This is a genomic window from Dactylosporangium sp. NPDC005572 (genome assembly GCF_040605515.1).
Lineage (GTDB): Bacteria > Actinomycetota > Actinomycetes > Mycobacteriales > Micromonosporaceae > Dactylosporangium.
In genome coordinates this window covers 1-7,252 of the sequence record NZ_JBEXCY010000346.1, presented here as the reverse complement: position 1 = coordinate 7,252, position 7,252 = coordinate 1, and the positions used below count along the sequence as shown (strand labels likewise).

Sequence of the window (7,252 nt, the reverse complement as noted above, 5' to 3'; positions counted from 1 at the left end):
GTGCCCGGCGCAGATCGTCGTCACCAAGTGGGACGAGCTGGAGGGCCAGGCGCACCCGCGGGGCGGGGTGTGGAGCCGGGCCAGGCTCATGACGGAGCTGAACGGGTACCCGGCCGTCCGGGCGATCGGCCGCCGCCGCACGTACCGGGCCGGCTTCGCCTACGGCGAGCAGGGCATGCGGGTCATCCCGGTGTCCGTCGTCGGCGGGGCCGGCTCGACCCGGCGCGGCGGCGACCAGACCTACCGCGTACACGCGGCGGACCCGGTCAACGTCGAGGTCCCGTTCGTCGGGCTGCTGCCCGACCGGCTGGACCAGGTCTACGCCGGCCAGGGCAGCATCGCCATCGACCGGCAGCTGCGCCTGGCCCGCAGCCGCCTGCTGTGGACCGCGGTCTGGGCCGTGAACCGCGTGCTGCCGTTCACCCTGCCGCTGCTCGGTGTCCCCGGCCCGATCGCCAGCATCGACCTGAGCCGGTTCCTGCCGTCGTACCTCGTCGACAAGCTGGAGCTGGCCACCAAGAGGAGCCCGGACGACGTGCGGCTGCTGCGGCGGGCCCGGAAGCTGCGGGAGTCCGCGTCACGGTCCGACGCGGCCCGGCACCGGGTCATGCGGGCGTTCAGCGACCGGCTGAAACTCTTCGACAAAATGTACCCGCCATACGATCATCGAATCTCGGATTCCGCTGAGCCAGGCCTGGTTCAGTCGCTGGGAGATAGCGACGAACGCCGGTGGATCTGATCCCCACCTCCACGCCCGCCGAGGAATACCGCCAGCGGTCCGGCGCCACGCACATCCGTACCGCCGGGCTCGTCCGGGCGGCAATGGCCATCACAGACAGCGCGCGGGATCCGTGCTGCGGCCCAGGTGCGCGGCGGCCACTGCAGTCCGGCCGCAGGTGAGTGCGGCCCAGGCTCACACCATAAGTAGGCCGGTGGTGGGCTTATGGTGCAGCACGCCGCGGGAGTAGCGACGTCATCCGATTTCGGAGCCGCCGACTTAGCTTAGGTGTTCGGGCCCGCTCGCGCGGGTGCAGTCCGGTCCGAGCGTTGGAAGGTACGTCGGATCCGGCCTCAACCACGTAACGCAGCAGGACTCGTAGCGGAGGCAGTGCGGGCGACGCTACTCGCGTTGGGCGGTGCGGTAGCGATCGATCAAGTCCTGCGGGAGCCGGCCCCGATCGGAGACCTCGATCCCTTGCTGCTGCGCCCACTCGCGGATCGCCTGATTGTGGGCGCGGTCGCGGCGCACCGGCCCGGCAATCACCATTCTCCGTGCGGAGATGCGGCCACCGCCTGCTGCTGTGGGGACTCTTCGGCCGATCTTGGTCGCTGCGGCGACGAATGGGGCCAGTGCGTCGCGCAACTGTTGGGCGTTGCCCGCGCTGAGATCGATCGTGTACAGCACACCGTCCACCCCGAACGCCAGGCTCTCGTCCGCCGGCCCGCCGTCGATGTCGTCGATGACCTGCTGGATCACACGCCTCGCCACAGTCTGGCCCCTCTCCCGGGTTGCAGCATGACCAAATCCACGACCACATCCGCCTGCCCGTCGTCCAGTAGCGAACAGACGGGCCGCGGCCCAGTTCTCATCCGCCGTATCGTTCGGGTCCAAACATGATGAATGTGAGATACATGATCGCCATCCCGGGAAGGAATCGCAACCCGCAGACTGGCCTGATCGGGACGGCCGAGTTCTCGGGCCATCAGGGTCCTTCACAGCGATTGCTCTGGCTTCCGCACGCCCGGCACGTGCGGCGGGCACAGCGGCTCCCGACTGTCCCGACAAGGGCGACGCCTCGCAGCGGCCTGGCGTGCCCGGCGCGCCTCGGAAACCCACCAGGGTGTACCAGACCCGCGCCCACCAGTCGTCCAAGCGGTCGGCGAGCCGGGCGGGCTCGATCGACTCCAGCCGGCCCGGGGTCGTTGATCGCCCCAAGATCCCGGAACAGCTCGAGTGCCGCGCCGGGCGGCAGGACTGCGACGGCCCTGCACCTCGCGGTCAGGTTCGCTACGACGATCGATCTTCGGTTGTTGGGTGATGGTGCGTTGTCGACGGTTGGACGCTGCGGCTGTACGGGTCGGCAGTGCGGAACGTGACCTGGCCGCGGACGTTGACCCGCATCCGGTGCCGGCGCATGGACTTTGCAGCGCTGAATAGCACCGTGGACTACCTCCTCTTGTCGCGCTTGTCGCAGGCGACCCCGTCGTGGTTGCTGTCGAGTTCGATGCGGTACCGGGCTGGCCCGCGGCGATCGGTGCGGCACCGGCAGCAGCGGGAGATGCCAGGAACGGAGGTTGTCGCTCGTCGCGGGCGAGGTACGTCCAGAGCTCGACGTACGTCCAGAGCTCGACACACCAGGATCAGGACGGGACGGAGAGTGCGCTCGCTCTTCGTTGGGGTTGCAGAGTCCGACGTCACCGAGGCGGCGCGTGAATCCTGTAACTGTTGCGGGAAGCCCTGACACGACGGCAGGTTCGAGCCGCCTTGCCTGCCGTCGTGCCAGGCGTCGGCGTTCATGAGCTTGCCGGCGCCTTCTGAAGCCAGCCGCAGCGGCTCAAGCACGTCTTCCGAACGGCGAAATGCAGGGCTGGCCCTACTGCTTCGCGCCTTGCCGCCGAGTTCGGTACTTGGCCGGGAAGTGTCGTTGCCTGAGTCAGGACGCCACGGTCGTGCCCGTCGTGGTCCGCCTGGACTATTCAAAGCCTGCCTCGATCTTGCCAACGCTCAACGTATCTATGAGTGTCGGAGGCCCACCTGCTCCTGCAGATGGGTCCGTTGACGTGGTTCTGCTGACGTGGTTTAGGTGGCTCGGCCGATGGCGTGGCCCTGCTTGCGGAGTTGCCGGGCCCAGCCCTGGACGGTGTACTGGGGCACGTTGAAGTGATCGGCGAGTCCACTGATGCTGCCGACCTGCGCATAGGCGGCCATGACCTCATCGGCCGGTGGCATCCGCCGGTACACCCGCTCCCGGCTCTCCATCGGCGCGGCGGCTTGTCTGGCCGCTCGTGCCCGCCGTGGACGGCCCGCCGGGGTCTGCGTCGTTGTGGTCTCGGTGCCGGCGGGTTGTCGCGGGGCGCGGGTCGACGCCGTCCTGGTGGCGGGTGGGCGTTGCGGCCTACGGTCCTGGCCTGCCGGCTCCGCCGCTGTGGCAGTGGCGGGTGCGGATTCTGGCAGTGGTCCTTCGGCACTCAACGCGTCGGACAACCATTGCAATGCCCGCCGCCGGCCGGCGGTGTCCAGCGGGTGCAGCACCTGGTACGCCGCCTCAACCGCGGCGAGCTCTGACAAAGCCATCCCGAACACACTCCATGACTGCCGATTTGTCGGGTCAGCGTAACCGACGGCCACCCGCCAACCGCGAACGCCGCTCCACCGTCCCGTACCGGAGACCCAACCGTTGGGTATACACCGATGACAGATCATGGCGGCTGGTTGTACGCCACATCCCGCGGTAGACCCGGCAAACAGCCCGAGGGCCGATCAGTGAACGTCGTCGTCATCGTCTGACGCTGCTGGCTGGAACCACAGCGGTGCGTACGCTTGTCCCGCCGGCGGCCGGACAACCAGCATCCCGGCTCGCATGTACGGCCGCAGATACACCACCACGAGCGGTGCCCAACTCACATGCTCGATGACACCCGTGGCCACGGCGCGTTCGGCGGCGAATCGAACCAGCGCTTGCGTGTTGTAGACGCCGGCGGTGGATGGGGCCGTCGCCGCGTCGCTGACCGCGACGACGCGCGTCTGGTCCCGCTCGACCCCGTCGACCTGCAGCGGCTCCGGCAACGGGATGTCGGCGAGGTCCCAACCCACCTCCGGCCCGAACAACGGGAACGGCGGCGGATCTTCTTCGAACAGCCGGAACCGAATGTTCAACGTGTAGTCGGGGTGTAGCCCCGACAGCGGGAGCTGAACAAGTGGGACGGGGACGGTGAAGCCGCGGCCCGAATTCAAGTCGGCCAGCGCGTCCATCACTCCGGCAGAGAAGCGTGTGAACTGCACGGCGCGGTAGCCCATACCTGGGGCAAGTGCCTCGGCAGCGATCGCGGTGGTGTGCCAGACGACCGCCTGAACCGAGGACGCGCCGAGGTCTTCGAAGAACCGCCGTACGGGGCGGGGTGGTTGCACAGCGTCCACCACGTTCTCAGTCGGATGGTCTGGCTCCTGCGGCAGGTTGAGAGCGGTCGGTTGGCGTCCTGCATGGTGTTCGGGCGGGTTGCCCGACACCTCGCCGCTGGCCCGTCGTGCTGCAATCGAGTCTGCGGAATTGCGTACCTGCCTGGCCGGTCGCTGTCGTGTGAACTCGACGCCACCGGTTGGCTGGCTATCGTCTGCGCCGCTTCGACGCGTGAGCGGGGCGTCCGCCGCTGCGCTGGCGTGCTCAGGGGCCGTGCGGCGTACCGATTCATGGGGTTGATCAGGCGAGGGGTCGGGGCGGGGAAGACCGGTGGCCATTTTTTGACCGTACGACCCGTCAACAACGTTCCTGCAGTCGGTGCAGTTCGCGCGTCGGCGGGTACGAGGCGAGTTCGGCGGTGAGCCGTTCGGCGAAGCCGCCGGTTGTCGTCAGCGCCGTGCCGTACTACGCCACCGCCTACGGCCCGCCGGTTCGTGACGCGATGCGGGCCGGCCGCCTCAGCACGAATTCCGGGGCGGCCCGCTTCCCGCACGGCACTTCATCGAGCTGTCGTAACCAACCCAGACCGCGCCAGCACGTTGTCGCGTGGCGCCTCGTTGTTCGGCGACCCGTTGGGACGACGACGACGCCGACCGAACGATCGTGGCGTTGACCGTCCGTAGTGACGCTGGGGGCGGCTGGTGGCAGCCGGAACGCAGCCGGCGGCTGCGGTACGCCAGCGCGTGCCGCGCCGCCCTGCGGGGGCAAATTTGGCCCGCGGGTCGAAGGGCCGAGCAGATCCCGGCAGTATGAAGTGGCGCCGACACGCGCAGCGACCGGTGGAGCGTTCATATTCAGTCGGTCATGCCGACGGCCAGGACTTCGACGAGCGGGTGGCCCGGCGCTTCGGCGTTGCCAGCGGGCGGATCAAGTTCGAGGCGGCGCAGAACGCCGGCGTATGCGGCGGGCGGTGCCCCGTGCTGCAGGCCCAGCGTGATCACGGTGGCAAGTGCATCAGCCAGCCCGGCCAGCGTCGATCCGTGTACCCCAGCCCGCAGGTCCACCCGTCGCAGCACACCATCGGCCGTATACCCCGTGGTCATCATGCCGGCGGTACCGCCGATCCTGAAACTCACCGTGTGCCCGACCATCCGCCGATCGCGCGGCACAGGCACCGGCAACGACGTCCCCGACATGGTCCACCCCCGTTCGAGAGGCCAGCCGTCTGACAGGCCAGCGACGACACGCACCGTAGGACACCCGCGACCGCGCCGACAGCACCGACACGACCTGAAATCGAACACGTGTCGGACACGCCGGGAATCGTCGAACGACACGCCGAGGCAGTACCGAATCCGCCCGAGGTCGGAAGCTGCCTAGCCCTGCGCGCGCCGGACCCGGCCCGCGCGACACGAGCCAAGATCGAGATCTGCGGACGTGTTCCAGCACGGCGCGGACCGGCCTGGGCCCTTCCGAAATAGCGGAACACAACAGGTCCACAGAGGACGAACGAAGGGAAGCGGTTGGTCTACGTTTCCACAGGTCAGGCGCCTCTTGATGTTGCGCACCCGAGGTGCTCAACCCGTAGCCTTGGTACCACTCGAGGACCTCAACTCCGGCGATCATGTTGGCTGGTCAGGTGGTGAGGCGGTGGGTGAGGGCGGTGTGGCGTCGGCCGGCGCCGACGGTGCGGACGGCGGCGGCGAGCGCGCGGCGGGAGCCGACGAGGACGACGAGTTGTTTGGCGCGGGTGACGGCGGTGTAGAGCAGGTTGCGTTGCAGCATCATCCACGCGCTGGTCGTCAGCGGGATGACGACGGCGGGGTATTCGGAGCCTTGGGAGCGGTGGATGGTCATGGCGTAGGCGTGGGCGAGTTCGTCGAGTTCGTCGAAGTCGTAGTCGATGGACTCGTCCTCGTCGGTGCGTACCGTGAGGGTCTGCTCGTCGGTGGATAGGGCGGTGATGACGCCGAGGGTGCCGTTGAACACTCCGGCTTGGCCTTTGTCGTAGTTGTTGCGGATCTGGGTGACCTTGTCGCCGATGCGGAACACCCGCCCGCCGGAGCGTCGTTCCGGCAGCCCGTCCCGGCCTGGGGTGAGCCGCTGTTGCAGCAGGGTGTTGAGGGTGCCGGCGCCGGCGGGGCCGCGGTGCATCGGGGCGAGGACCTGGATGTCGCGGCGCGGGTCGAGGCCGAACTTGGCCGGGATGCGGGTGCAGGCGACGTCGACGGTCAACGCCGCTGCGGCGTCGGTGTCGTCGCAGGGGAAGAGAAAGAAGTCGGTCATGCCCTGCAGTTGGGGTGGTTTCCCGGCGTTGATGCGGTGGGCGTTGACCACCACCCCGGACTTGGCCGCCTGGCGGAACACCTGGGTCAGCCGCACCTGCGGAATGTTGTCGGCGGCGAGGACGTCGCGGAGGACTTCGCCGGCGCCGACGGACGGCAGTTGGTCGACGTCGCCGACGAGGAGGATGTGGGCGCCGGGCGGGACGGCCTTGATGAGTTTGTTGGCCAGGATCAGGTCGAGCATGGATGCTTCGTCGATGACGAGGAGGTCGACGTCGAGGGGGTTGTCCCGGTCGAAGGACGGGTCGCCGCCCGGGCGGAGTTGCAGGAGCCGGTGCACGGTCGCGGCGGGGTGCCCGGTGAGTTCGGCGAGGCGTTTCGCCGCCCGGCCGGTCGGCGCGGCCAGGGTGACCTTGGCTTTCTTGGCGGCGGCGAGGGTGACGATGGAGCGGACGGTGAAGCTTTTGCCGCAGCCGGGACCGCCGGTGAGCACGGCAACCTTCGACGTCAGCGCGAGCCGTACCGCCTGTTCCTGCTCCGGTGCCAGGGTCGCACCGGTGCGGGCGTGGAGCCAGGTCAATGCTGTGGGCCAGTCGACGTCGGCGAAGTGCGGCATCCGGTCGGCCGGCTCGTGCAGGAGCCGGTTCAGGGAGCCGGCGAGTGCGGTCTCGGCCCGGTGGAACGGCACCAGGTACACCGCGGTCACCGGCCCGTCCGGCCCGGGCAGCGTCTCGCGGACCACGCCCTCGTCGGTGGCGAGGGTGTCCAGGCAGGTACCGACGAGCGCGGCGGGAACGTCGAGGATCTTCGCCGCGTCGGCGATGAGGTTCGCTTGGGGCAGGTAGCAGT

6 protein-coding genes are annotated in these 7,252 nt (G+C 68.8%); 1 reads left to right on the top strand and 5 read right to left on the bottom strand.

Annotated elements, in window-relative coordinates:
* On the top strand, positions 1 to 739 hold a 739-nt coding region (locus ABZS66_RS59265), incomplete at its 5' end, for a hypothetical protein (RefSeq protein ID WP_354773430.1).
* A 381-nt stretch (positions 740 to 1,120) separates the two neighbouring features.
* On the opposite strand, the gene ABZS66_RS59260 is transcribed toward ABZS66_RS59265, so the two are convergent.
* From ABZS66_RS59260 to ABZS66_RS59240, 5 genes are all read right to left on the bottom strand, one after another.
* Positions 1,121 to 1,477, bottom strand: a complete 357-nt coding sequence (locus ABZS66_RS59260) for an Lsr2 family protein (RefSeq protein ID WP_354773428.1) — start codon at positions 1,475 to 1,477, stop codon at positions 1,121 to 1,123.
* 1,323 nt (positions 1,478 to 2,800) lie between these two features.
* Positions 2,801 to 2,980 carry a hypothetical protein gene (locus ABZS66_RS59255; RefSeq protein WP_354773426.1) on the bottom strand — a complete coding sequence of 60 codons (180 nt, stop codon included), beginning with the start codon at positions 2,978 to 2,980 and terminating at the stop codon, positions 2,801 to 2,803.
* 501 nt (positions 2,981 to 3,481) lie between these two features.
* Positions 3,482 to 4,456, bottom strand: coding sequence for a hypothetical protein (locus ABZS66_RS59250; protein WP_354773424.1), 975 nt, complete (start codon positions 4,454 to 4,456; stop codon positions 3,482 to 3,484).
* Positions 4,457 to 4,972: 516 nt separating this feature from the next.
* Entirely contained in the window at positions 4,973 to 5,314 is a 342-nt protein-coding gene (locus ABZS66_RS59245; protein ID WP_354773422.1) for a hypothetical protein, read from the bottom strand.
* Positions 5,315 to 5,753: 439 nt separating this feature from the next.
* Positions 5,754 to 7,252, bottom strand: a 1,499-nt coding sequence (locus ABZS66_RS59240; RefSeq protein ID WP_354773420.1) for an AAA family ATPase, incomplete at its 5' end; no start/stop codon positions are given.